The organism is Zwartia panacis, assembly GCF_030410395.1.
Classification (GTDB): domain Bacteria; phylum Pseudomonadota; class Gammaproteobacteria; order Burkholderiales; family Burkholderiaceae_B; genus Zwartia; species Zwartia panacis.
This window is the reverse complement of sequence record NZ_JAUHHF010000004.1, coordinates 96,856-117,699: the sequence shown is the minus strand read 5'-3', so window position 1 is coordinate 117,699 and position 20,844 is coordinate 96,856. Positions and strand designations below refer to the sequence as shown.

Sequence of the window (20,844 nt, the reverse complement as noted above, 5' to 3'; positions counted from 1 at the left end):
CATTGCACGGGTGATGAATATTGATTATTCGATATTCATCGCCTGTTCTTTCAACTGCTCAATGAAAAGTTTTAAATCTATCGCCGCCTTGGACATTTCCAGGCTGCCCGCCTTGGAGCCCAGGGTATTCGCTTCACGGTTCATTTCTTGAAATAAAAAATCCAGTCTTTTGCCCGGGCTTCCTCGAGAGCTTTGACCTTTACCTGGGTTTGCGTCTGGTTCGTCTTTCAGTAAATATTCCAATTCTGTCAGATGAGACTTCAAACGAGTCAGCTCTTCTGCAACGTCGATACGCAAAGCGAATAAGCTTGATTCGTTGGCGAGGCGTTCGGAGAGCTCAGGACCGGAAATATGTGTAAACCCTGAGGGAAATGCGGCTTGAATCGTTTCACGCAATTTTTGTGCGAGTCGCTCTTTTTGTGAAGCAAGCAGCACAGGCATTTGTTGTTCCACATTGTTCACGATGTGTCCAATCTGCGCTGCAGTTTCCAACATGGCCTGGCTCAGACGTCGACCTTCACGGCGACGACCCGCAATGAGCTCGGTGAGCGCAACATTTAAGGCTTCCTGACAAGCGCTCAACCAAAGTTCCGGATCGACTTGAGGGGCTTGCGTATTTAATACGCTCAGCAAGTCAGAAAAACTCGGAGAAGGGGTCTCAGGCAAAATTTTTCTGACGCGATCTAGTTGCCCTGCGACAAGGTGCAACGCATCTTCTGATATTTCGTATTTCATGGCAGTCTGGGTGCGCACGAAATGCGCACGCACTTCAACTTTTCCGCGTGAAAGCTCAGATGTTAGTCGTTCTTTGATAGGATGTTCAGCCAATCTGAGCTCATCCGGCAAGCGAAACTGAATGTCTAGAAAACGACTATTTACCGACCTGAGTTCGATCGTCACTGTGCCAAAAAACTGTTCGGATTTTCCACTGCCAAAGGCAGTCATGCTGTTCATCATTGAATACTCTCAATACCGATCGCTGCGCCATCGGGGTTACGTGGATCAGAAGCGCCAAAAAGCACGCCATGATTTTTTTGGACAGTTTGCACGCGTCCCATTGTTGGCATCACTCGCACATCATGTCCTTTTTGTTTCAATACATCAATCGTGTCGGGGCTGATGCCGCGCTCGATGCGTAAAAAATCGGGCATCCATTGATGATGGACTCTTGGCATGGATAAAGCCTCGGCAATATTCATTTTAAAGTCAATTGTATTGATCAAGGTCTGGAGGACAGTCGTGATAATTCTTGCACCGCCGGGCGTTCCAGTGGCCAGCCAAGGTTGACCATCACGCATCACAATGACGGGCGTCATTGAGCTTAAAGGTCTTTTTTCTGGCTCAATCGCGTTTGCGGATCCGCCGAGTAAACCAAAGGCATTGGGTGCCCCTGGTTTGGCAGAAAAATCATCCATTTCATTATTTAGAAGTACGCCAGTACCTTGCGCGACAATGCCAGAACCAAAATTCAGATTCAAGGTGTAGGTGCAGCTCACAACATTACCGTGCGCATCCATCACCGAAAAATGAGTCGTTTGGTCGCTTTCGTATGTTTGCGGACGTCCCGCAGACACTTTTTTACTGGGCGTCATTTTTTGAGGATCGATATTCTTGACCAACTGTTTTGCATAAGATTTTGATATCAACCCTTGTTGAGGCACTTTGACAAAATCAGGATCACCCAGATGTTCAGCACGGTCGGCGTAGGCCAGTCGAGCACTTTCAGCAAGCAAGTGAATAGTTTGTGCGCTACCTGCGCCATATTCCGACAAGGGAAAATGCTCGAGTAGATTCAGCATTTGAATCAGGTGGATGCCTCCTGAACTCGGTGCGGGCATCGACAGCACTTCAAATCCTCGATACGAACCTCTGACTGGATCGCGGTTGGCAATGCGATAATTTGCCAAATCCTCCAGTGTCAACGGTTTCGACGAAGATGAAAGTGTGTCGACGATGCCTTGGGCAACGGTGCCTTTGTAAAAACCCTCAGTTCCATGTCGGGCGATTAATCTCAATGTTTTCGCCAAGTCTGGCTGAAGTAATCTCTCGCCGGCGGCATAAGTCTCAAGACTCGCAGCGGGGCATTGCGTGAGAGGACAGTCTGCGGTGTTAGGTTTTCGCTTGAAGAAGACTTCTCGCGTGGAAGGCCATCGCTCGAGGTGGGCGCGCTGCAAGCTGAACTGTTGCGCAAGAACTGGACTGACGATAAAGCCGTCCTCGGCTAATTTGATTGCTGGTGCTAATAGCCTGTTCAGTGGCAAGGTACCGTATTGCTGCGCAGCAAAAATCAAGCCAGCCACAGTTCCTGGGACTGCGACTGAATATGGCGTGCGTGTGGATTTTCCTGGAATGACTTTTCCGTCTTGATCAAGAAACATGTCGCGCGACGATGCGGCAGGCGCAGTTTCCCTAAAATCGAGTGCGCGAGTCTCGCCACTTTTAGCATCTCTGATCAGCATAAAACCACCGCCACCCAGATTCCCCGCATTGGGGAGCACGACTGCCAATGCGAAACCAACTGCCACGGCTGCATCGATTGCGTTACCGCCTTGACTCAAAATGTCTGCACCGACCTGACTGGCCAGATTTTGCTCCGAGGCAACCATTCCACCCGTTGCCCGAACCGGATGGAATATTTCCAGGCTGTTGTCGTAGCGGGTCACGGCTACGTTTTCGGGCTGAGTACGCGCATGCGATGGGAGTAACAGGCAGCATGTCATCAAAGAGACAATCAAGACAGTTGAGGGTCTGCTGCGTATACTGTTGCTCTGGTGCAGAGGACTTTGGTCATTTCGCATCATGATCTATCCAAATATATGTAAATGAGAGCAAAACGTGTCAAATACTAGCACCGTCCATCTACGCCCTTCAGGCAGAAAACTCGACGAACTTCGCGCGGTCAACGTTCAGAGAAACTTTACACGTTATGCGGAGGGTTCTGTATTGTTTTGCATGGGGGAAACGCAAGTACTCTGTACTGCCAGCGTACTGGAAAAAGTCCCTCCATTTCTCAAAGGCAAAGGGCAGGGATGGGTCACAGCGGAATACGGCATGCTGCCTCGGGCCACCCACACGCGTTCCGACCGTGAGGCAGCCAAAGGCAAACAATCAGGTCGGACTCAGGAGATTCAACGATTAATCGGCCGAAGTTTGCGGGCCGTGATTGACATGGAATTGCTCGGAGAGAGAACGATTCAGGTCGATTGTGACGTGCTTCAGGCAGATGGAGGCACTCGATGCGCAAGTATTACGGGCGCATGGATCGCTGTGGCGGATGCGGTTGAGGGCCTGCTATCGCAGGGCGTGATCGCGCAAAATCCCATTAAGGACTCCGTCGCAGCGATATCGGTTGGCATGGTCAATGGTCACCCCACGCTTGATTTGGATTATCCGGAGGACTCTGGCTGCGATGCGGACATGAATGTTGTTATGACAGGCGCTGGGCGCTATGTCGAGGTACAAGGTACTGCTGAAGGTCATGCTTTTGATCGACATGAACTCAACGCCTTGTTGAGCCTGGCAGAGCAGGGAATACAGTCACTCAAAGAAAAACAGAAAGCCGCCCGTCAAGGATAGCTTTCTGTTGTGTGTATCTGACCTAACTTGAACTCAACGTTAAATCGTTCTGCCGCCGTCTACGGGTAATTCGAGACCCGTCAAGAAAGAGGCTTCTTCAGAGGCCAGAAAGACGGCTGCATTCGCGATGTCCTTGGGCACACTCAATCTTCCCATCGGAATGGTTGCAATAAACCGCGCGCGATTTTCAGGGGTGTCAGGCACACCCATAAAATCTCCCAACATTCCGGTATCGCCCATCACGGGGCAAATAACGTTCACCCGGATATTGTCACTTGCGAGTTCCACAGCAAGTGATTTTGAAAGCAAATTCGCAGCGCCTTTCGATGCGTTGTACCAAGTCAACCCAGGTCTCGGACGCATACCTGCCGTTGATCCCACATTGATAATACAGCCGGATTTTTTCGATCGCATGGACGGAACGACCGCATTGATCATGTGATAGATAGCTTTGACATTGACATCGAAACAACGATCGTAGGTTGCTTCATCGACATCCAGAAAAGGCTGATTTTTGTGTGTATACCCAGCATTATTGACAACGATGTCGATACCGCCAAAATGATCCCTGGCTGTCTTGACGGCCACATCGATGTCCGCACGCTTGCTGACATCACATTTGACAGCGATCGCTGCGGCACCAATTTCAGAGGCGACTTTCTTGGCGCCGGCTTCGTTGAGATCCGCAATCACGACCTTAGCCCCCTCGCGAGCGTAACTACGGGCGATTTCTGCTCCGAAGCCGCTTGCAGCTCCGGTCACAATTGCAACTTTATCTTTCAAACGCATCATGTTTGTCACCTCCTTAAGAAATGAAGGGCCTGAAAATCAGGCCCTTTGATCAAGCAGCTGCTAATAACTGTCCCAGCTTGGCTTGCTTGCTGATCCCCCAGACTGTCTGAGTGAGCTTTTTGACTTGTTCCTGCGTTGCCGCACCTTGGTAAGTTCCAAGACGCATCGTCTTTTCTTCTATTTCGGAGCGGGAAAGGGTATTGCCAGGATCGCCTTTCGGCTCATCGACTCGACCGGTCAAAGTGCGTCCGTCTTTGGTTTTGACAGTCACCTTCCCGATCCAGCGCTGGGGGTATGCGGTGTCGACCTCTTCGTCGAGCTCCATCGTCACTTTGTCACGGAAGGCTGCTACGGCACCATCTTTCAACGCCTGATCAAATCCAGCCAAATCAGCCGAATTACGCAATGCGATCAGCGCAAGCACTGTGCCCATTGAGAATTTTGATTGATGAACTGTTTGAGGGTTCGTAACTGGACCTAATACATCAATCGCGCCTTGATGAACATGCGTCACGACAGATGAAATGTCATCGGCTTTCAGCCCATGCTGCTTCATGGCAAATTGCAGTGCATCCGCAGCAGGGTGTGTATGGCGGCATGACGCGTGATACTTGAAAGATGTTTCTGGCAATGCCCAACGCACGCCCAAACGGTCTGTGAGACGGGCGGGATCCGCGTCCGTAGACATCCCCGCGGCCATACCTTGAACGCCCTCTAAAATTCGTCGAGCTCCAGTAAAGCCGTCTTGCGCAAGATAGGCCGCAGTCAGGCCTGCAGAGGCAGCATGCGCAGTATGCAGCTGTTTCGAGTCCGCTGCATCACGCAAAAATTCCCACAGTCCAGATGCCGTTGTTCCTGCAGATCCGATCGCATGAAGCATCTGCTCGGGTGTGAGCTTGAGTAAACGTCCAACGGTCACGGCCGCGGCAACTGTACCTGCAGTGCCAGTGGTATGAAATATTTTGTAGTGGGAGCGCCCTAAAAATTCACCCACACGAATACCGACTTCGTAACCCGCAACCGAGGCTGTAATGAACTCTTCACCTGAAGCGCCTATCGCCTGCGCGACGGCCAATGCCGGTGGAAAGACAACAGCAGCGGGGTGAAAAACGGAACCGTTGTGTACATCGTCTTGCTCGACCACATGCGCCGCTGCCGCATTGACCATCGCGGCAAAAACGGGCGAGGTCATCCTTCTGTTGACGAAGTCCTCGGACTTGCCATCAGAAGGTCCCATGAGTGCCGCATATTTAGCCATTGATTTCACTGCGCGAGCAGTGGATCCGGCAAGAATAGAGGCCATCGTATCGAGAAACAAATCTTCGCAGCGCATGCGCACAGACTCAGGAATGTCTGAATATTTCAATTCAGAAGCAAACTTAGCGAGCTCAGCACTGGGATGCAAAATTGTTGCACCTGCTGTTGATCTTGCAGCCGTCATCGATATCTCCCTTAAAAGGAACGAGGTAAGCCGAGAATATGTTCGGCAACATAAGACAGGATCAGGTTAGTTGAAATAGGCGCGACCTGATAGAGACGAGTTTCACGGAATTTGCGCTCAACGTCATATTCGCAAGCAAAACCAAAACCACCGTGGAATTGCAAACATGCATTGGCAGCTTCCCATGAGGCGTCGGCTGCAAGCAACTTGGCCATATTCGCTTGCGCTCCGCAAGGCAGGTTTGCGTCAAACAAACGGCATGCCTCGTAACGCATCAAACTCGCCGCTTCGACATTGATGTGCGCGCGTGCGATTGGAAACTGAACTCCTTGGTTTTGTCCAATCGGGCGTCCAAATACGATGCGGTCTTTTACATAGGCCGTGACCCGGTCCACGAACCAGTAGCCGTCACCGATACACTCTGCAGCAATCAAGGCGCGCTCAGCGTTCAATCCATCTAAGATGTACTTGAACCCTTTGCCTTCCTCGCCGATCAGATTTTCGGCAGGAATTTCCAGATTATCAAAGAACAGCTCGTTCGTTTCATGGTTCACCATATTGAGAATCGGACGAACTGTCAGACCCTTGCCAATCGCATCGCGTAAATCAACAATGAAAATTGACATTCCTTCGGATTTTTTAGTGACCTGCTCAAGGGGAGTTGTCCGTGCGAGCAAAATCATCAAGTCTGAGTGCTGGATACGGGAAATCCACACCTTTTGACCGTTGATCACGTAGCGATCGCCCTTTTTGACAGCGGTTGTCTTGATTTTTGTCGTGTCGGTGCCAGTGGTCGGCTCAGTGACACCCATGGATTGGAGTCTCAGCTCGCCTGCCGCAATTTTCGGCAAATACAGGTTTTTTTGCTCGGTTGAGCCATGACGCAAAAGGGTGCCCATGTTGTACATTTGTCCGTGGCAGGCGCCCGAATTACCCCCACAGCGATTGATTTCTTCCATAATGACGGAAGCTTCAGTCAATCCCAACCCCGAGCCACCATATTCCTGGGGGATCAAAGCCGCCATCCAGCCAGCTTGGGTCAGTGCGTTGACAAACTCCTCGGGATAACCCCTCACTTCGTCAACTTTACGAAAGTATTCGTCGGGAAATTGCTTGCAAAGATCCCTAATTGCGTCACGGATATCTTGGTACTGATCAACGTTGGAGTTCATGATTGTCTTATGATGGCAGGTGTTGTACAGCCGCTAATGTGCCCCATGGCGCCTGAGTTGACCATTGACGTTTGATTAACACGGGCTTTTTCATTGCTTAAGAGACTGCCACCTTTATGGCGAATCATTTTGACCTGACGGATTTGCAACTTATCGTCAATATTGGAGACGCAAGCAGCTTGACTCGCGGCGCTGAAAAGTTACACTTGTCACTGCCTGCCGCGAGCAATCGCGTCAAAAACCTCGAAGACCACTTTGGCACTAGGCTTTTTCATCGAAATAGCCAAGGTGTGACACTGACACCTTCTGGTGAGGCATTTTTGCGTCATGCCAGGCTGGTCCTCAGACAAATTGACCATTTGCGTGGCGATATCCACGAATATGCCCGCGGTATCAAAGGGCAAGTTCGCATGCTTGCCAACACCACAGCAATGACCGAATTCATGCCAGCTGTGCTGAGTCGATTTCTGGCTTCTCACCCGGACGTCACGGTCGAGCTCCGAGAAAGATTGAGTTATTTAGTCATCAAGGCGGTCTCAGAGGGCTCTGCGGATATTGGCATTGTTGCCGGTAAGCCTGCTTCCTCTGAACTTGAGTACATTCCTTACCGTGAAGACCGACTGGTTCTGGTGACACCGCTTGAACATCCCTTGGGAGAGCTCAAGGAGGTCGCGTTTTCTGACACACTTGCCTACGAATATGTCGGACTCTCTGAGTGGAGCGCAATTCACGCTTTTTTGATACAGGCAGCCGACAAACTGGGTTACCCCTTCCGTTTCCGCGTGGAAGTTGGGAGCTTTGAGGCTGTATGTCGAATGATCGAGGCGGGTGTTGGCATTGGAGTCGTACCCGAGCTTGTCGCCAAACGTTACTCACAAAGATTGAAAATTAAACTTGTCAGGCTCTCGGATGAGTGGTCCGAAAGAAAACTCCAGATTTGCGTGCGCAATCTGGAGCAACTGCCGAGTTTTACCAGGGATCTTGTGAACATGCTGATCGAGGATGTGCCCTCTTGAAAAACTCTATGCTGACTTCTATTGTTCTCGCCTCAGGTAACGCTGGCAAACTTAAAGAATTCAACTCATTGCTGCAGCCTCTTGGTTTGACAGTTATTCCTCAAGCTTCTCTCAATATCAGCGATGCACCTGAACCACATCCTACTTTTATAGAAAACGCGCTCACTAAGGCCAGACATGCGAGCGCACATTCTGGCTTACCGGCGATCGCCGATGATTCTGGTTTATGCGTACGCGCGCTCGGAGGCGCGCCCGGCATTTACTCAGCACGATATGCACAAACGGACCTAGGCGTCAGGTCTGATTTAGCGAATAATCAAAAGCTGATTAAAAATCTGGAAAATATCGCTGACCGTAGCGCTTGGTATGTTGCCGTACTGGTATTTCTCACGCATGCAGACGATCCGCAGCCATTGATCGCCGAGGCGACCTGGCATGGCCGGATTGTCGATGAGCCAAGTGGTCAGCACGGTTTTGGATACGATCCGCACTTTTTTATCACCGAACGCGGCTGTACTGTCGCCAGTCTGGATCCGGCAATCAAAAATCAAATCAGCCATCGTGGTCAAGCCATGCAATTACTTCTTGCCAAAATGCGCGAACGAGGTTTGACTCAGGTATGACACGCACCATTCCCATTCGCTCTGAAAACTGGGTTCTTGGCGATACAGGGGGCAAGGTATCGAAAAGTGCTTTGGATATCCATCAAAATTTAACCAATCCTTTTCTCAAAACACTTCCCCCACTTTCCATCTATATCCATGTGCCTTGGTGCATCAAAAAGTGTCCCTATTGTGATTTTAATTCTCACGAAGCAGGAGGTGATATTCCTGAGGACCGCTATCTTGAAGCACTTCAAGCTGACATCGAGCAAACGTTGCCTGATGTCTGGGGTCGCCAAGTGCATACGGTATTCATTGGTGGAGGGACACCAAGTTTGCTCTCTGCCTCCGCAGTCGATCGTTTGATGGCGATGTTGAGAACGCACTTCAATATTTGGCCCGATGCTGAAATCACCTTGGAAGCCAATCCGGGGGCCACTGAATCTTCCCGTTTCAACTCCTATGCCCAAAGTGGGATCAATCGGATTTCCCTTGGGATTCAGACGTTCGATGATGCGCAACTTAGAAAATTAGGGCGAGTGCATGACGCAACGCAAGCTCGGCGTGCGATAGAGATTGCCTCTGGGGCGGTCAAACGCGTCAACATCGATTTGATGTTTGCGCTGCCTCAACAGACTTTTGAATCATGCATGGCGGATACGCAAGAAGCGCTCGCTTTCGGGACTGAGCATTTATCCATCTACCAGCTCACTTTAGAACCCAACACTATCTTTGCAAAATTCCCTCCAAAGCTTCCTGATGATGATATTGCCGTGGCAATGGAAGAGGGTATCGAAACGCTCATGACCGATCACGGGTTTGAACGCTACGAAGTCTCTGCTTTTGCTAGACCCGGCGCCCGGGCACGCCACAATATCAATTATTGGCAATTTGGTGACTATATTGGTCTCGGACCTGGTGCCCATGGGAAAGTGTCATTCCCGGATCGCATTCAGCGAGAAGTTCGATTGCGCAATCCTGAAAGTTGGATGAAAGCCTGTCTGGAGCGAAATGGCTCTCACATCTCCGAAAAAAAACTCGTCCATCGATCTGATCTTCCTTTCGAGTTCATGCTCAATGCATTGAGACTGCGTGAGGGCGTCGCGATCGACTTGTTTTCAGAGCGAACAGGACTGACTTTTTCCGATATCGGGCGCAAGATTGCTCTGGCTCGACAAAAAAAACTACTCACCTCCGATCCGTCGCGATTTCAGGCCACAGACGTTGGGTGGCGGTTTTTAAACGAATTACAATCAATCTTTCTAGATTGAGTTGATTGATCTCTGAAATACCGAGCGATGCTCGGTATTGGTGCATGTTTTGGTGCAAAAGCACCGTTATTGTGCATACTTGTGCGCTGAATCAGGGCGTATTCTCGATAATACGTATTGGCACAGATTTTGCTTTAATTTTTTCATGCGGATTTTCCGCCCTTTTTAAGTTAGCGTTTTTCCAATATTTTTAGCGGAGTCAAATAATGAGCACCCCTCAAGACGTTCTGAAGAAGATTGCTGAAAACGAAGTCAAGTTTGTTGATTTCCGTTTTACCGACACCCTGGGCAAAGAACAGCACGTCTCCGTGCCTGTCAGCCAAATGGGTGAGGATAAATTCAACGAGGGCCATGCCTTTGACGGTTCGTCGATTGCCGGCTGGAAAGGAATCGAAGCATCCGATATGTTGTTGATGCCAGATCCATCGACTGCGCACATGGATCCTTTCCGTGAAGAGTCGACAATGATCATCACATGCGACGTGCTTGAGCCAACCGACATGAAAGGCTATGAGCGCGATCCACGATCATTGGCTAAACGCGCCGAAGCTTATCTCAAGTCAAGCGGCTTGGGTGACACGGCTTTCTTTGGCCCAGAGCCAGAGTTCTTTGTATTTGATGGCGTCACCTGGGGTGATGACATGTCCGGTTGCCACGTCAAGATCAAATCTGATGAAGGTTTTTGGTCGTCCAATACAGATAACGAGGGTGGCAATCTCGCTCATCGTCCACGCGTTAAAGGGGGCTATTTTCCAGTTCCTCCAGTTGATTCGATGCAAGACATGCGCTCTGAAATGTGTATCTTGCTCGAAGAAGCTGGAATACCTGTCGAAGTGCATCACCATGAAGTCGCTGGCGCCGGTCAGCTTGAAATCGGTACCAAGTTCAGCACCCTCGTGAAGCGTGCTGATTGGAACCAGATCATGAAGTACACCATCCATAACGTCGCGCACGCTTACGGCAAAACGGCAACTTTCATGCCCAAGCCAATCGTGGGTGACAACGGTTCAGGCATGCACGTACACCAGTCCATCTGGAAAGACGGTCAAAACTTGTTTGCTGGCAACGGCTACGCAGGTTTATCAGAGTTTGCCCTGTATTACATCGGTGGCATCATCAAGCACGCTCGCGCGCTTAATGCCATTACCAACCCAGGCACGAACTCTTACAAGCGCTTGGTGCCGCATTATGAAGCTCCTGTCAAGCTTGCTTACTCAGCCCGTAACCGTTCTGCCTCAATTCGTATTCCACACGTTGCGAATCCAAAGGGTCGCCGTATCGAAGCGCGTTTCCCAGATCCACTGGCCAATCCATATTTGGCATTTTCGGCCTTGATGATGGCGGGCCTCGATGGTGTTCAGAACAAGATTCACCCAGGCGATCCCGCTGACAAGAACTTGTACGATCTGCCACCTGAAGAGGATGCAAAGATCCCAACAGTTTGCAGCTCACTTGAACAGGCTCTCGAGGCACTGAACAAAGATCGTGAGTTCCTGACGCGTGGTGGTGTGTTCACCAACGAAATGCTGGATGCATATGTCGAACTCAAAATGAACGAAGTGAATCGTCTGCGCATGACGACTCATCCAGTCGAATTCGATATGTACTACAGCCTCTAATCTGCCGACAAAACTTGGGGTCGGGCCTCCCGGCCCGATACCCATGATCTCCGTAGAAGCCTTCGACCTCTTAGCCACTTCGGTTCTTTTATTGAACCGACATGGTGAGGTTGTACAGGCGAATGCGGCTGCAGAAATGATGTTTGGGCGTTCCCGTCGTCACTTGATTGGAGCGCCTGCTGAGTTTCTTTTTGAACGCGACTCAGCTTTGGAGCACTCCATTCGACAGGCTTGTGCGGGTGAAGTCGACGATTGCAGGCAGTTCGCACGGACAAGACGCGGCACTGAAACTGTCGAGGTTGGTGTGACTTCTATTGCACTGACAAATAAGCCCTGGTCCGCTTTGCTTGAAATCAAAGATATCGAGCAACGTGTATTAGTGGATCGCAGCATTCGTCTAGTTGATGAAATCGAAACACAACACGAACTTTTACGTAATCTTGCGCATGAAGTAAAAAACCCGCTGGGTGGTTTACGTGGTGCTGCTCAACTTCTCGAATCAGAATTGCCGGACCCGGCGTTGCAAGAATACACAAGGGTCATTATTTCTGAAGCTGATAGATTGCAGGCGCTTGTAGACAGGCTCGCCGCACCGCAACGAATGCCTGTGCAATGGCAGCAAGTCAATATCCATGAAGTGTGTGAACGTGTGTGCGCGTTGGTCCGCGCGGAATTTAGAGACGTTGCGCTCACGCGTGATTACGACGCGTCCATGCCTGAGTTTCGCGCTGATCCCGCCAGACTGATGCAAGCTCTTTTGAATGTAGTGCGAAATGCCGCACAAGTCATGACGGGTTCTCATCCAACGCCCCAGCCACAGATTATTTTAAAAACCCGCGTCGCGCGCCAGGTACTCCTTCGTCATAAACAACACAGAATGGCAGCAGTGGTCTCAGTGATTGATAACGGCCCCGGCGTACCTGAATCGCTACAGGACAGGATTTTTCATCCTCTTGTGACTGGACGTGAGGGTGGAACAGGCTTAGGACTGAGTCTAGCTCAAGATTTTGTCCAGCAGCACGGAGGAGTGATTGAGTTTGATTCGAGACCCGGTCATACCGAGTTTCGCCTGATGTTACCCATGGAGCCCTTATGAAACCAGTTTGGATTGTGGATGATGACCAAGCTATCCGCTGGGTCCTCGAAAAAGCGCTCAGTCGTGCGGGCATGGCAACACGCAGTTTTGTTTCTGCGAATGATGTGTCGATCGCGCTCGAGTCTGAAACTCCGGCGGCACTCATTTCCGATATTCGTATGCCTGGTACCGATGGTTTTTCTTTGCTAAAACACGTTAAAGAAAAATATCCTGCACTGCCTGTGATCATTATGACTGCCTATAGTGATCTCGATAGTACAGTGACTGCTTTCCAGGGTGGTGCATTTGATTACTTGGCTAAACCCTTTGATATCAATGAAGCTGTCGCACTGATTCATCGCGCAGTGCGTGAGCCATCGCCAAGTGAAACCGATCCTGGTTCAGCCTCAAGCCCTGAAAATAGCATTGAACAGGCAACTCCTTCTGATAAAGGCATCCTGACTCAATCTTCATCAGTCGCGATGCAGGAAGTGTTTCGTGCGATCGGTCGTTTGGCGCATTCAAACGTCACAGTATTAATTACTGGTGAGTCAGGCACTGGCAAAGAGCTTGTTGCACGCGCGCTTCACAGCCACGGGGTGCGTTCAAAAGGCCCCTTTGTCGCGCTGAATACTGCTGCAATTCCGCGCGACTTACTTGAAGCAGAGTTATTTGGACATGAACGCGGCGCATTTACAGGCGCTAATTCTTTACGCCGGGGTCGTTTTGAAGAGGCGAGTGGTGGGACGCTCTTTTTGGACGAAATCGGGGACATGCCATTCGAGTTGCAGACGCGTCTTTTACGGGTCCTCTCCGATGGAACGTTTTACCGCGTTGGTGGGGCTCAGCCTGTTCGTGTGGATGTTCGTATTGTGGCAGCGACGCACCAACCCTTGGAAGAACGCGTAAGAGAAGGTAAATTCCGCGAAGATCTGTTTCATCGACTCAACGTGATCAGACTTCGCTTACCCCCTCTCAGAGAGAGACGCGAGGACATTGCCGAATTAGCCAGGCATTTTTTGTCTGTCTGTGCGCGTGGTGTTGGAGTACCTGTTAAACGCATCTCAGATCAAGCGATGCAGATACTGACGCAATTTGATTTCCCCGGTAATGTCAGGCAACTTGAAAATTTTTGTCACTGGCTAACTGTCATGGCGCCTGGTCAAACAGTTGAAGTGAGTGATTTGCCTGCGGAAGTTCGTGCGGCTGACTTGCCGAAAGCCACGACCGGACAAGTGGGGATGCCTGGCCAGCCAAGTTGGCAGCAATTGCTCGCTCAAGAGGCTACCACGCGTCTCTCGCGATCTGACCCTGAGGTATGGTCTGCTTTAACTCGTCAGTTTGAGAGAACAATTTTGCAGTCATCTCTCGAGGTTTGTCGGGGACGTCGAGTTGAAGCCGCCGCAAGATTGGGTATGGGCCGCAACACCATCACACGAAAACTTCGCGAACTTGGCATGGATACTAGTTATGGCGATCACTCAAATGAGGCATCTCAGTAGTTTTTAGATTTATTTTTACATCAAACCTATCGCTTTCAACTATTAAACGTTAAAATTCGATAGTTACCGATAGGAGTCAAGATGTCAAAGCAAATCATCCATACTAGTCAAGCCCCCGCCGCAGTCGGACCCTATTCGCAGGCTGTCGCTGCACCCGCTGGCAAGATTGTTTTTTTATCCGGTCAGATCGGGCTTGTTCCCGAAACAGGTTTAATGGTTTCCGAGGCATTTGAGCCGCAAGTCAGGCAAGCCTTTGCAAATATGAAGGCAGTCATAGAAGCTGCTGGTGGTCGTCTTGAAAATATCGTCAAACTGACATTATTCCTCACAGATCTGAAACAATTTCCAGTTGCTAACAGCATCATGGCTGAGTTGATCCCTGAACCATTCCCCGCACGTTCAACTGTAGGTGTCAGTAGCTTGCCCAAAGACGCCCAGTTTGAAGTCGAAGCAATTATCGTTATTTGACCCACATATGTTTCGCTTGGGATGCTGATGAATAGCTCTCCCAACTTGTCAACCAAGCGGCCTTCTAAACAAGGCGGCTCAAAAGACTTGTCTGTGCGCGCCAAGTTTGAGAGGCTAGGACTCACGTCCCCTGAAGCTTTGATCTTGCATCTTCCTATTCGTTACGAGGATGAAACACAGATTCAACCCATCGCCAGTTTGCGTGCGGGTGTATCCGCACAAGTTGAAGGGGTTGTTATTCGTTCGGATGTTTTACAAAAGCCCAGACGACAGCTTACTGCAGTACTCCGGGACGAGACCGCAGAAATTAATTTGAGATGGTTGACTTTCTATCCCAGTCAACTGAATCAAATGCAAGCTGGCAAGCGATGGCGAGTGCGCGGTGAGGTGAGGGGAGGTATGTATGGATATGAGTTCGTTCATCCGCGCATTTCAGTTCCTGACGCACCATTATCTGTTTCATTGACTCCAGTCTATCCAACGACAGATGGCCTTTCCCAACCGAGTTTGCGTAAAGCGATTGCTCAAGCACTGAGCTCAGCCAACTTGGATGACACCTTACCGAACAAGTTAATCCATCAACTGAACCTGTTGCCATTTGATGAAGCGATTCGGTTACTGCACGCACCGCCTGCAGATGCGAACGCTCAATCACTGATGGAGCACGAGCACCCAGCCTGGATCCGTATCAAGTTCGATGAATTACTCGCCCAGCAGCTTTCACTTGCAGCCGCGCGTGAGGCCAGACAAAGCAAGCGTGCCAATCCTTTCAAAGCAATCCGTACATCCAAATCTCTAGTTGAGCGTTTAAAACAGACACTTCCTTTCACATTGACTGATGCTCAGCAGAGAGTCTGCGATGAAATTAGTGCGGATCTCGCGCGTACTTTTCCGATGTACCGTTTATTGCAAGGTGATGTCGGAAGCGGTAAAACCATCGTCGCCGCGTTGGCAGCGCTTCAAGCCATTGAAAATGGCGCTCAAGTTGCTTTGATGGCTCCCACGGAGATTCTGGCAGAGCAACATTTTCTGAAACTCAGCGCATGGTGCGAGCCTCTGGGGGTGAGAGTTTTTTGGCTGGCAGGCAGCGTTTCAGCACGCGCACGACGCGAAGCTTTAGAAGCGATCCGTTCTGGCGAAGCAAAGCTCATCGTCGGCACGCAGGCTCTCATTCAGGAGGGTGTTGATTTTGCGTCGCTGGGGCTGATTATTGTTGATGAGCAACATCGATTTGGCGTGGCCCAGCGTCTGACGCTTTCACGTAAAGGTGAAGCGGATGAAGATGTGCTTCATAGTCGGTCGGAAGTGGTTCCGCACCAATTGACCATGAGTGCGACTCCCATCCCGCGCACACTTGCGATGACTTTTTACGCCGATCTAGAAGTTTCTTCCATCGATCAATTGCCTCCAGGAAGAACACCGGTCATCACTAAATTAATTGCCTCGGACCGAAGAGGCGAGTTGATCGAACACATTGCCCAAGCTGTCGCAAAAGGCCAGCAAACCTATTGGGTTTGTCCTTTGGTCGAGGAAAGCGAAACGCTCGATCTTCAAACTGCTGTGGATACTCATCAAGAATTGTCGCAAGCCCTTGTGGGTATGCGTGTTGGACTGGTGCATGGCCGTCTGCACGCGAACGAAAAAGCGCAAGTCATGCAAGACTTTCGCGCTGGATTGATCCATGTTTTGGTCGCCACGACGGTCATTGAGGTCGGTGTAGACGTCCCGAACGCTTCGCTGATGGTGATCGAACATGCCGAACGATTTGGTTTGGCCCAGCTTCATCAGTTACGCGGCCGTGTCGGTCGCGGCGCTTTACAGTCCGTCTGTGTTCTCCTTTATCAAACTCCACTTTCCATGATTGCACGTCAACGCTTGCGTGCAATGTATGAAACGCAAGATGGTTTTGAAATTTCTCAGAGAGATCTCGATCTGCGTGGCCCGGGCGAGTTACTTGGGGCTCGACAGTCTGGCATGGCATTACTGCGATTCGCCGATTTGGCCACTGACTCTGCGCTTGTTCGAATGGCCCGGGAAGTCGCCATTGAGCTGAGAAAAGAATCCCCTGACATTGTTAAGCGTCATTTAAACCGATGGATGCGCGGAAGAGAGGATTATTTACGCAGTTAATTTGCATCTCCTGAATGTGTTGATGCGTGTATGTATTCAAATCTATTGACTTAAATTGTTGGATCAAAGATGACATTGACCGAATTAAAGTACATCGTCGCCGTTGCGAGAGAGCGTCACTTTGGACGCGCTGCAGAGGCTTGTTTTGTCAGTCAACCCACACTTTCTGTTGCAATCAGAAAGCTTGAGGATGAACTCGGCATTACATTATTTGAACGTGGCGGTAACGAGGTGGGCGTGACGCCAATCGGGCAGCAGATCATTTCTCAAGCTCAAAAAGTTCTCGAGGAAAGCGCAAACTTGAAAGAACTCGCTCGGCTTGGACATGATCCGCTCGCAGGAGCTTTGCGTGTAGGCGTTATCCATACAATCGGTCCTTATCTTTTGCCAAAGCTTGTGCCGACTCAAATCGAACGAACGCCTCAAATGCCTTTGATTTTGCAAGAAAATTTTACTGTTCGTTTGATAGAGCTCCTCAGACAAGGTGAAATTGACTGCGCAATCATGGCACTACCACTCCCTGATGCAGGCTTGATGACGCAACCACTCTACGATGAGGAATTTATAGTTGTTATTCCAGCAGGTCATCCTTGGTCGAATCGGAAAGCGATATCAGCCGAGGACTTGAAACAACAAAACATGCTTCTGTTAGGCAGTGGCCATTGCTTCAGAGATCAAGTGCTCGAAGTCTGTCCTGAGCTTTCGCGTTTCGCAGCATCAAGTGAAGGTATTCAACGAACATTCGAAGGCTCTTCGCTGGAAACTATTCGTCATATGGTCGCAGCCGGTATTGGTATTACGGTCATGCCACGAACCTCCGTTCCGAAAGAGGAACGCAACAACAAGCTGTTGCGCTATATCCCTTTTGAACGCCCCATCCCCGATCGCAGGGTCGTATTGGCATGGCGCAAAAGTTTCCCCCGCGCAGCGGCGATCGATGCCCTGGCCCAGGCAGTTTATGCTTGCCAGTTACAAGACGTGAAAATGTTGACTCAACCTCCTCAAGTTCAACCGAGTGCACTTTGATTTCAAAACTGAAACTTTATTGGCGACTTGTCCGGCTAGACAAACCGATTGGCATTTTGCTTTTGCTTTGGCCGACGCTTTGGGCGCTTTTCGCGTCGGCTGACGGCATACCAGAGGCGCACACGCTGATCGTATTTATTCTGGGTACTGTTTGTATGCGTTCTGCTGGCTGTGCCATGAATGACTACTTTGATCGAAATGTTGACTTGCATGTTCGGCGGACACAAGACAGAGTGTTGGCGTCAGGTGCCATACAGCCGCGTGAAGCGGTCTATGTCGCAGCGGCCTTGGGGTTGATCAGTCTTTGTTTAGTTGCCACAACCAATGTTTTGACCATTCAGTTGTCTGTTGTCGCAGCGATCCTCGCAGTCACATATCCTTTATTCAAGCGATTTTTCGCGATTCCTCAAGCCTATCTGGGGATTGCTTTTGGATTCGGTATTCCAATGGGGTTTGCCGCCATTCAGGGAGTTGTCCCCGGGGTAGCATGGTTGCTGCTTCTTGCCAATATTTTTTGGGCAATCGCATACGATACTGAATATGCCATGGTCGATCGTGACGATGATTTACTTTTGGGCGTGAAATCCTCAGCAATCACTTTTGGTCGCTATGATGTTTTGATGGTTGCTGTTTGCTATGGGTTAACAATCTGCTTGCTAGGGATTGCAGGTCAGATGCTTGGTTACGGTTGGATCTATATCTTCTCGCTCATGATTGCGGCAAGCATTGCGGGACTTCACGTTTATTGGATTCGTGGTCGGGACAGAGAATTATGCTTTAAAGCTTTTCTTCACAACACGTGGATTGGAGCAACTGTTTTTATCGGCATCGCCCTTGAGGTATTGCTTTAGAAGAGGGCAGAAAGATGAACAATTTCAAATGGGTGCGCGTCAATGTTTAAATTTCCTTCAATTGCGTTTATTGGTGGTGGCAATATGGCCAACGCACTTGTTTCCGGACTGCTGAATCAAAAATGTCCGAGTGAAAACCTGCATGTGATTGAGGTCGCAGATACTTTGCGCGAGCAATGGAGTGCCAAAAATATCAGTACGAGCTCGACACCTGACGCAGGACTCACAAATAAAAAGGTATGGATATTTGCGGTCAAACCACAGCAGATGAAAGAGGTTGTACTTGCCTGCAAGCCCTGGCTGTCATCTGATACGCTAGTCATTAGTATTGCCGCCGGCATTTCGATCGGCTCTCTTGCCAGTTGGTTAGGTTCAGACGAATCACCTTACCAAAATGTTGTCCGATGCATGCCCAATACGCCTGCATTGGTCGGTGCCGGTGTCACAGGGCTGGCTGCGCCTCTAGGGCTTTCTCTACAAGATCGTGATACCGCTACCAATCTCTTATCGGCCGTGGGTCAGACTGTCTGGGTCGAGGATGATCGCGCGATCGATGCAGTCACAGCCCTTTCCGGCAGCGGACCCGCTTATGTCTTTCTGTTTATCGAAGCACTCATACAAGGAGGCGAGTCGCTTGGCTTAACTGCTCAGCAATCGAAAGAACTCGCTTTAGCGACACTGGCCGGGGCAACTAAATTAGCCTCCAATTCGAGTGAGCCACCTTCCACCTTGCGTGAACGGGTAACCTCTAAAGGTGGGACCACCGCAGCTGCGCTCGCTGTTTTTCAAGACTCAAAATTCGTACACATTGTTAGCGAGGCGATGAGGGCCGCGGACCTACGTGCTGCAGAACTTTCCAAAGAATTTGGCGCTTAAATTAATGCTAATATTTATTTAGTTTTTAATGATCAATCCTTTCATGATTGGAATGCTGAAGTGAAAAAAATAATCAGTTTTTCCGTTGCCTTTTTATCTATCCTAGTGGCTGTCTGGTTAGGCGCGAGCTTTTACTCTGCGCGTACGACTGGAAACTACATGACGTCTTTGCCTGATTTGTATAAGCAGCACGATTACATGCATATCAAAACGATTGATCACCAGCAATCGGCCTTTTCATCGACAGGTCAGTTCGAAATTCGTTTTCCTAATTTCATCCCGGCTTCAGACAAAGCTCCTACAGCGCTGGGATTGATCGTCCAGTACAAAATTTCGAATCTGCTCCTACCCAATTCGGCGGGTCGTTTCGAATGGAAAATCATGGGTGATGATGCGATTGATCCTGTTCTCAAACAACTCTTCGGTCAGGGACCAACCGTTCATGGTAAGGGTCAGCTCAGTTATGGGGGGCAGCGCCAATCAAGCATTGAGCTCTCTGAGCTCTTATTCAAGGACGCTCAAACAGCTTTGCAGCTGACTCCTTTGGTTGGACAAGCAAGCTGGGACAATGCAACACTCAAACTACAGCTCAAGTCTGATCATTTCAATGCGCGTTCTGAAAGTGTCGTTACGGATTGGCGCGGGATATCGATTGACCTCAACCTTTCCAATCGTTTCTTGGGTCTGGGCACCTACGCTGTCAACATCGATAAAGGTACTGGCCAATCTTCAAGTTTTGAGGGAATGAAGCTCAAGAAAACGACAACTCTTGCGAATAATCGCTTCAACCTCATCATCTCCCAAACAATCAAGCAATACACATATGAAAAAATCAAATTCAGTGATGTCGATCAAGAGTTTGCTTTGCGTGAAATGGATAAAGATAGTTTGATGTCAATTTCTGCTATTTTGCGCGATGCAAAGGATGTGAATAAACTCACGGCTGATGAGCGCGTCAAGCTCGCTCAGTCTTTGCGTGAGTTATTCAATAAAGGTTTTTCACTGGGTGTGCCTCGACTAGTTGCCACGCTCGATGGCGGTGGGCTGAGTGGCGACTTAAATATCGAAGTTCTTAAGTCTGAAGGCAGCTCAGAAACGTTATTTTCCTCATCACAGCGACTTCGCGCCTCTGGACAAGTCAATTTGAATGGAAAAGGCGGTTTGGATAATGCGCAACGAACCACGGCATTAATGCTGGGTTTAGCTGTTAAAACGCCTGAGGGGCTCAAGACAAGTTTCGAATTCGCAAATGGCGCGATCACAGCGAACGGTAAAACTTTTGATGTTAAAGATAATCTTAAATTTTTAGATAACATCATCAATGCAGCGCTGAATCCTTAGGTTTTAAATGAGCCCTCGTGAAAAGCAAAGAGGATCCCTCATGACAAGGGATCCTCTTTTATTAAATAGAAACGCTTAACGTTTCA

18 protein-coding genes are annotated in these 20,844 nt (G+C 49.6%); 13 read left to right on the top strand and 5 right to left on the bottom strand.

Annotated features, from left to right (window positions below; translation table 11 throughout):
• Positions 1 to 24 precede the first annotated feature (24 nt).
• A complete protein-coding gene (locus QWY30_RS07600; RefSeq protein WP_290239777.1) occupies positions 25 to 957 on the bottom strand; it encodes a YicC/YloC family endoribonuclease in 933 nt (310 codons plus the stop codon).
• Positions 954 to 2,801, bottom strand: a complete 1,848-nt coding sequence (gene ggt / locus QWY30_RS07595; RefSeq protein ID WP_290239776.1) for a gamma-glutamyltransferase — start codon at positions 2,799 to 2,801, stop codon at positions 954 to 956. Before ggt ends, QWY30_RS07600 begins: the two co-directional genes overlap by 4 nt.
• A gap of 34 nt (positions 2,802 to 2,835) precedes the next feature.
• Here ggt and rph point away from each other — a divergent pair, with 34 nt between their 5' ends.
• Positions 2,836 to 3,576: a ribonuclease PH gene (gene rph, locus QWY30_RS07590; RefSeq protein WP_290239773.1), complete on the top strand. Its 741-nt coding sequence runs from the start codon at positions 2,836 to 2,838 to the stop codon at positions 3,574 to 3,576.
• Between the two features lie 39 nt (positions 3,577 to 3,615).
• Here the strand turns inward: rph and QWY30_RS07585 are convergent, their stop codons facing one another.
• Genes QWY30_RS07585 through QWY30_RS07575 form a run of 3 tightly spaced genes read right to left on the bottom strand, consistent with a single transcriptional unit; the run spans position 3,616 to position 6,981 of the window.
• On the bottom strand, positions 3,616 to 4,368 hold the full coding sequence (locus QWY30_RS07585) for a glucose 1-dehydrogenase (protein ID WP_290239770.1): 753 nt from the start codon (positions 4,366 to 4,368) through the stop codon (positions 3,616 to 3,618).
• Positions 4,369 to 4,417: 49 nt separating this feature from the next.
• On the bottom strand, positions 4,418 to 5,809 hold the full coding sequence (locus tag QWY30_RS07580) for an MmgE/PrpD family protein (RefSeq protein WP_290239768.1): 1,392 nt from the start codon (positions 5,807 to 5,809) through the stop codon (positions 4,418 to 4,420).
• Positions 5,810 to 5,820: 11 nt separating this feature from the next.
• A complete protein-coding gene (locus QWY30_RS07575) occupies positions 5,821 to 6,981 on the bottom strand; it encodes an acyl-CoA dehydrogenase family protein (protein WP_290239766.1) in 1,161 nt (386 codons plus the stop codon).
• Positions 6,982 to 7,097: 116 nt separating this feature from the next.
• Between QWY30_RS07575 and QWY30_RS07570 the strand changes: the two genes are divergently transcribed.
• The 12 genes from QWY30_RS07570 (at position 7,098) to QWY30_RS07515 (ending at position 20,758) form a co-directional block, all read left to right on the top strand.
• Positions 7,098 to 7,997 carry a LysR family transcriptional regulator gene (locus QWY30_RS07570; protein ID WP_290239764.1) on the top strand — a complete coding sequence of 300 codons (900 nt, stop codon included), beginning with the start codon at positions 7,098 to 7,100 and terminating at the stop codon, positions 7,995 to 7,997.
• Positions 7,998 to 8,005: 8 nt separating this feature from the next.
• A complete protein-coding gene (gene rdgB / locus QWY30_RS07565) occupies positions 8,006 to 8,620 on the top strand; it encodes an RdgB/HAM1 family non-canonical purine NTP pyrophosphatase (protein WP_290239762.1) in 615 nt (204 codons plus the stop codon).
• The gene (hemW, locus tag QWY30_RS07560) at positions 8,617 to 9,870 is read left to right on the top strand and encodes a radical SAM family heme chaperone HemW (RefSeq protein WP_290239760.1); all 1,254 of its coding nucleotides are present in this window, start codon (positions 8,617 to 8,619) and stop codon (positions 9,868 to 9,870) included. The genes rdgB and hemW overlap by 4 nt, the downstream gene beginning before the upstream one ends.
• A 206-nt stretch (positions 9,871 to 10,076) precedes the next feature.
• Positions 10,077 to 11,489 (top strand): type I glutamate--ammonia ligase, encoded by a 1,413-nt coding sequence (gene glnA, locus QWY30_RS07555; RefSeq protein ID WP_290239758.1) that lies wholly within the window; start codon positions 10,077 to 10,079, stop codon positions 11,487 to 11,489.
• A gap of 43 nt (positions 11,490 to 11,532) precedes the next feature.
• Positions 11,533 to 12,585, top strand: a complete 1,053-nt coding sequence (glnL, locus tag QWY30_RS07550) for a nitrogen regulation protein NR(II) (protein WP_290239756.1) — start codon at positions 11,533 to 11,535, stop codon at positions 12,583 to 12,585.
• The gene (gene ntrC / locus QWY30_RS07545; RefSeq protein WP_290239754.1) at positions 12,582 to 14,066 is read left to right on the top strand and encodes a nitrogen regulation protein NR(I); all 1,485 of its coding nucleotides are present in this window, start codon (positions 12,582 to 12,584) and stop codon (positions 14,064 to 14,066) included. The genes glnL and ntrC overlap by 4 nt, the downstream gene beginning before the upstream one ends.
• A gap of 81 nt (positions 14,067 to 14,147) precedes the next feature.
• Positions 14,148 to 14,534: a Rid family detoxifying hydrolase gene (locus tag QWY30_RS07540; protein WP_290239752.1), complete on the top strand. Its 387-nt coding sequence runs from the start codon at positions 14,148 to 14,150 to the stop codon at positions 14,532 to 14,534.
• Between the two features lie 27 nt (positions 14,535 to 14,561).
• Complete coding sequence (gene recG, locus QWY30_RS07535) at positions 14,562 to 16,664, top strand: ATP-dependent DNA helicase RecG (RefSeq protein ID WP_290239750.1); 2,103 nt, start codon at positions 14,562 to 14,564, stop codon at positions 16,662 to 16,664.
• A gap of 69 nt (positions 16,665 to 16,733) precedes the next feature.
• A complete protein-coding gene (locus tag QWY30_RS07530) occupies positions 16,734 to 17,690 on the top strand; it encodes a LysR substrate-binding domain-containing protein (RefSeq protein ID WP_290239748.1) in 957 nt (318 codons plus the stop codon).
• Positions 17,690 to 18,541 carry a 4-hydroxybenzoate octaprenyltransferase gene (ubiA, locus tag QWY30_RS07525; protein ID WP_290240089.1) on the top strand — a complete coding sequence of 284 codons (852 nt, stop codon included), beginning with the start codon at positions 17,690 to 17,692 and terminating at the stop codon, positions 18,539 to 18,541. Before QWY30_RS07530 ends, ubiA begins: the two co-directional genes overlap by 1 nt.
• A gap of 42 nt (positions 18,542 to 18,583) precedes the next feature.
• The gene (proC, locus tag QWY30_RS07520; RefSeq protein WP_290239746.1) at positions 18,584 to 19,417 is read left to right on the top strand and encodes a pyrroline-5-carboxylate reductase; all 834 of its coding nucleotides are present in this window, start codon (positions 18,584 to 18,586) and stop codon (positions 19,415 to 19,417) included.
• A gap of 60 nt (positions 19,418 to 19,477) precedes the next feature.
• Positions 19,478 to 20,758, top strand: a complete 1,281-nt coding sequence (locus QWY30_RS07515; protein WP_290239743.1) for a DUF945 family protein — start codon at positions 19,478 to 19,480, stop codon at positions 20,756 to 20,758.
• Positions 20,759 to 20,844 lie beyond the last annotated feature (86 nt).

What these genes read in the sequence shown, in the direction of transcription:
- QWY30_RS07570 (WP_290239764.1), top strand. Translation starts at nt 7,098, where the DNA reads ATGGCGAATCATTTTGACCTGACGGATTTGCAACTTATCGTCAATATT.
- hemW (WP_290239760.1), top strand. Translation starts at nt 8,617, where the DNA reads ATGACACGCACCATTCCCATTCGCTCTGAAAACTGGGTTCTTGGCGAT.
- ntrC (WP_290239754.1), top strand. Translation starts at nt 12,582, where the DNA reads ATGAAACCAGTTTGGATTGTGGATGATGACCAAGCTATCCGCTGGGTC.
- rdgB (WP_290239762.1), top strand. Translation starts at nt 8,006, where the DNA reads ATGCTGACTTCTATTGTTCTCGCCTCAGGTAACGCTGGCAAACTTAAA.
- QWY30_RS07530 (WP_290239748.1), top strand. Translation starts at nt 16,734, where the DNA reads ATGACATTGACCGAATTAAAGTACATCGTCGCCGTTGCGAGAGAGCGT.
- ggt (WP_290239776.1), bottom strand. Translation starts at nt 2,801, where the DNA reads ATGATGCGAAATGACCAAAGTCCTCTGCACCAGAGCAACAGTATACGC.
- QWY30_RS07575 (WP_290239766.1), bottom strand. Translation starts at nt 6,981, where the DNA reads ATGAACTCCAACGTTGATCAGTACCAAGATATCCGTGACGCAATTAGG.
- recG (WP_290239750.1), top strand. Translation starts at nt 14,562, where the DNA reads ATGAATAGCTCTCCCAACTTGTCAACCAAGCGGCCTTCTAAACAAGGC.
- QWY30_RS07580 (WP_290239768.1), bottom strand. Translation starts at nt 5,809, where the DNA reads ATGACGGCTGCAAGATCAACAGCAGGTGCAACAATTTTGCATCCCAGT.
- glnA (WP_290239758.1), top strand. Translation starts at nt 10,077, where the DNA reads ATGAGCACCCCTCAAGACGTTCTGAAGAAGATTGCTGAAAACGAAGTC.
- QWY30_RS07600 (WP_290239777.1), bottom strand. Translation starts at nt 957, where the DNA reads ATGATGAACAGCATGACTGCCTTTGGCAGTGGAAAATCCGAACAGTTT.
- QWY30_RS07585 (WP_290239770.1), bottom strand. Translation starts at nt 4,368, where the DNA reads ATGATGCGTTTGAAAGATAAAGTTGCAATTGTGACCGGAGCTGCAAGC.
- glnL (WP_290239756.1), top strand. Translation starts at nt 11,533, where the DNA reads ATGATCTCCGTAGAAGCCTTCGACCTCTTAGCCACTTCGGTTCTTTTA.
- QWY30_RS07540 (WP_290239752.1), top strand. Translation starts at nt 14,148, where the DNA reads ATGTCAAAGCAAATCATCCATACTAGTCAAGCCCCCGCCGCAGTCGGA.
- proC (WP_290239746.1), top strand. Translation starts at nt 18,584, where the DNA reads ATGTTTAAATTTCCTTCAATTGCGTTTATTGGTGGTGGCAATATGGCC.